Source organism: Mesorhizobium sp. CU3, from assembly GCF_006442965.1.
GTDB lineage: Bacteria > Pseudomonadota > Alphaproteobacteria > Rhizobiales > Rhizobiaceae > Mesorhizobium.
Map to the genome: position 1 here is coordinate 1 of NZ_VFWX01000039.1, position 336 is coordinate 336.

Sequence of the window (336 nt, forward strand, 5' to 3'; positions counted from 1 at the left end):
GTATTATGAAGCGATTTTATCGTCCGTTGAATCCTTTTCGGACACCGTTACCTAAGGTACTTTGTTTTGATGAATTCAAATCAGTTCGGGGTGTTTCAGGTGCTATGAGTTTCATCATGATGGATGGACAAACACAGCGCTTATTGGACATTGTCGAGAACCGACAACTGCCTTTTTTAAAACGTTATTTTAGTCATTTTTCACGAGAAATTCGTGAAGCGGTCGAATGGATCGTGATTGATATGTACGCTCCTTATGTATCGCTCGTTAAAAAGCTGTTTCCAAAAGCCCAGCTGATTATTGACCGGTTTCACATCGTCCAGCATATTGGTCGTA

1 protein-coding gene is annotated in these 336 nt (G+C 40.8%); it reads left to right on the forward strand.

The annotated features are described in order from the left end of the window. Positions 1–336: transposase (locus FJ988_RS30510; RefSeq protein ID WP_140823043.1), on the forward strand; the 336-nt coding region annotated here is incomplete at both ends.